The sequence below is a fragment of the Enterobacteriaceae endosymbiont of Donacia piscatrix genome, from assembly GCF_012569525.1.
Taxonomy (GTDB): domain Bacteria; phylum Pseudomonadota; class Gammaproteobacteria; order Enterobacterales; family Enterobacteriaceae.
The window spans coordinates 315,192-318,329 of sequence record NZ_CP046200.1; the positions used below are offsets into that span (position 1 = coordinate 315,192).

Here is a 3,138-nt window from a genome sequence, read left to right on the forward strand (position 1 = left end):
AATTGTGCAATAGTAACAGCTTTTTTAGCTTCTCTTACTTTATGTACAATAACTTGTTTAGCTGTCTGTGTTGTTATACGGTTAAAATTAATAGATTTAATTTTATCATATATATAATCACCTAAATTAAGAGTATTATCTTCAATTCGTGCTGCATCTAATGTAATTTCTTTAGTAGGATAATTTACTTTTTTAACTATTAACCATCTTCTAAATGTATTAAAATCACCATTTTTACGATTAATATTAACGAATACTTCTATATCTTGTTCATATTTTTTTTTTGTTGCACTAACTAAAGCACTTTCCATTGCTTCAAATATTTTTTCACGAGGTAAAGATTTTTCATTAGCAACAGCTTCAATAACAGCTAACATTTCTTTATTCATCCTAGTTATCCTCAAATATTAAATTCTTAAAATTAGAAAACTAGATTATATTAAAATAATATAATTTTTATTAAAAATTATCTTTATTATTTTAAATAATTTTTTTTAAAAAACTTATTTATTTATTTTTATTGTATATAAAAGTAAACATGAAATAAATTTAATAAAGGAATTAATATAAAGTTGATATTTGGTTGCGGGAGTTGGATTTGAACCAACGACCTTCGGGTTATGAGCCCGACGAGCTACCAAACTGCTCCACCCCGCGTCTAATGATAATATATGATATTATAAAAAGATAAATAATGCAATATTAATTTTAATACCGAAGACGGGAGTTGAACCCGTAAGCCTAAAATAATAAGGCACCACCACCTCAAGGTAGCGTGTTTACCAATTTCACCACTTCGGCAAAATTTTATTTATACTTTATTTATATTAAAAAATGTAATATTATTTTTTCCATATTTTTTTACATTAAAATTATTTATTATTAAACTAATAATAAAAAATAAAGATGCAAGTAAAATAATACTTTTTGTTAATATTTTATTAGACATATTTGTATTAAAAGGAGATTTTATATTATTCGACGATGCACTAATATCTATTTCATCATTATCTTGAAATAATATGATACTAATCAACATAGTTGATACAAAAATAAATAAAATTAACAATAATCTATACATAAAAAAACCAAAAAAATATTTAATCAAAATATTATCTAAAAATAATTATATATTAATTTATAATAATTACAATATAAATTTTTAATTTAAAAAATTAATTTTACAACGTCATTATATAATAAAAAAATTATTAATTTTTTATCATTTTTTTTATAAGTTAAAATAACTAATTAAAAATAATAAATTTTTTTGTAGTATTTGTTTAGTAACTAAAAAATTAAAAAAAATATTTTTATTTTAATTTTTATAATATTTTTTAGTTATATATTATAATTTATAATTATTTATAAAAATTTTTAAATTTTTATAATAAAAATCATTATATTTTAATATTTAAATTATTCTTTAATTTTTAGATAAATATGTAATTATCATAAAATAATTAGATTTATATTCTTAATATAATAAAATTTGACACTAAATCTATTTGTATAGATTATTATACAATAATAAAAATTTTATTTGATATATTATTTTATATTTTTAACAATAATTTTTTATAAAAAACTATTTAATTTTATTAAAAAAGATAAATAATAGAAATCAAATAAATATATTTTTATATATATCAAAATATTTATGATATTTCATATTTTGATTTTCTTTTATACTATAAAATATCATAAATTATTTATTTTTTAAAAAAAAATTTATTTTTTTTTATCCCATTCAGGAGGTCTTACTTTTTTTCTAGCCATTAAATCATCAATTTGTGCTGATCCTATAGTTTCATATTTTATAAGAGTATTTTTCATTTCATGTAAAATATCAATATTATTTTGTAAAATTTTTAGAGCTCTATCATAATTTTCTTGTATTAAATATTTTACTTCTTGATCAATAATTTTAGCAGTTTCATCAGACATATGTTTTGCTTTAGTAACTGATCTACCTAAAAAAATTTCACTTTCTTCTTCTAAATATAATAAAGGACCTAATTTTTTAGAAAATCCCCATTGTGTTACCATATTTTTTGCAATATTAGTTGCAATTTTAATATCATTAGATGATCCTGTTGAAACATATTTTTCACCATAAATAATTTCTTCAGCAATTCTTCCTCCATATAATGTAGAAATTTTACTTTCTAATTGCTGACGACTAATATGTATTATATCAATTTCAGGTAAAAAAAATGTTATACCTAATGCTCTTCCTCGAGGAATAATAGTTACTTTATGTACAGGATCATGATCTGGGACTAATCTACCTATAATTGCATGTCCAGCTTCGTGATAAGCAATTATTTCTTTTTGTTTTTCTGTCATTACTAAAGAACGTCTTTCTGTACCCATCATAATTTTATCTTTAGCTTTTTCTAATTCTAACATAGAAACAGAATTACTATTTTGACGAGCTGCTAATAATGCTGCTTCATTTACTAAATTAGCTAAATCAGCTCCTGAAAACCCTGGAGTTCCTCTAGCTAAGATTTTAAGATCAATTTCTTTAGTTATAGGAATATTTTTTATGTGTATTCTTAATATTTGTTCTCTTCCTCTAATATCAGGTAAACCTACTATAACCTGACGATCAAAACGACCTGGTCTTAAAAGAGCTGGATCTAATACATCTGGACGATTAGTAGCTGCAATTACAATAACATTTTCATTATTATTAAATCCATCCATTTCTACTAACATTTGATTTAATGTTTGTTCTCTTTCATCATGTCCTCCTCCTAACCCAGCACCTCTTTGTCTTCCTACTGCATCTATCTCGTCAATAAAAATAATACATGGAGAAGATTTTTTAGCTTGATTAAACATGTCTCTTACTCTAGAAGCACCTACACCAACAAACATTTCTACAAAATCAGAACCTGAAATAGTAAAAAATGGCACTTGTGATTCTCCAGCAATAGCTTTAGCTAATAGAGTTTTTCCAGTTCCAGGAGGTCCTATCATTAAAATTCCTTTAGGAATTTTACCTCCTAATTTTTGAAATTTAATTGGTTCTTTTAAATAATCAACTAATTCTTTAACTTCTTCTTTAGCTTCATCACATCCAGCTAAATCATTAAATGTAGTTTTTATTTGATCTGGAGTTAACATTTG

At 22.5% G+C, this 3,138-nt stretch carries 2 protein-coding genes, 2 tRNA genes and 1 pseudogene; all 5 read right to left on the reverse strand.

Annotation, left to right across the window (positions count from 1 at the left end):
• A partial coding sequence (locus GJT96_RS01580; RefSeq protein ID WP_282097328.1) for a NusA N-terminal domain-containing protein occupies window positions 1-389 on the reverse strand: 389 nt, incomplete at its 3' end.
• Between the two features lie 191 nt (window positions 390-580).
• A tRNA-Met gene (locus GJT96_RS01585) sits at window positions 581-657 on the reverse strand.
• A 55-nt stretch (window positions 658-712) separates the two neighbouring features.
• A tRNA-Leu gene (locus GJT96_RS01590) sits at window positions 713-801 on the reverse strand.
• A 10-nt stretch (window positions 802-811) separates the two neighbouring features.
• On the reverse strand, window positions 812-1,081 hold the full coding sequence (secG, locus tag GJT96_RS01595; protein ID WP_169780472.1) for a preprotein translocase subunit SecG: 270 nt from the start codon (window positions 1,079-1,081) through the stop codon (window positions 812-814).
• 659 nt (window positions 1,082-1,740) lie between these two features.
• A pseudogene (ftsH, locus tag GJT96_RS01600) lies at window positions 1,741-3,138 on the reverse strand (ATP-dependent zinc metalloprotease FtsH); the annotation flags it as partial.